General features: G+C 66.8%; 1 protein-coding gene. It reads left to right on the top strand.

All coding sequences use genetic code 11. The features are described from left to right. A partial coding sequence (locus tag C0Z16_RS37195; RefSeq protein WP_208638683.1) for a hypothetical protein occupies nt 1-401 on the top strand: 401 nt, incomplete at both ends.

Genomic DNA, 401 nt, shown 5'->3' on the forward strand with positions numbered 1-401 from the left:
GTTCGTGCTGGCGGACGCCTTGCATCACGCCTCGATGCAGGCCTGGGCGCTCGGCGCCACCGACACGATCTCGCGGCCGTTCGATGCGCGCGGCATCCTGCAGCGCATCCGCGCCGCATTCCCCGACGACCGCGGCTATGACGAGCCCGATCGCGGCAAGGCGCTCAACCGCGGCGTCGAAGCCGCGCACGGCGTGATGGTCAAGATGTTCGAGCGGATGCGCGCCGGGGAGCCGCTCAAGTTCGAGGACATCGTCGCCGCCGTGAACAAGATCCTCAAGGCGATCAAGCACAACTCGCTGCGCGAATGGCTGACCACGGTCGGCTGCCATCACCAGGAGACCTATCGCCACTGCCTGTTCGTGACAGGCTTTGCGGTCGCGTTCGCACAGCATCTCGGCA

The organism is Paraburkholderia rhynchosiae, assembly GCF_002879865.1.
Lineage (GTDB): Bacteria > Pseudomonadota > Gammaproteobacteria > Burkholderiales > Burkholderiaceae > Paraburkholderia > Paraburkholderia rhynchosiae.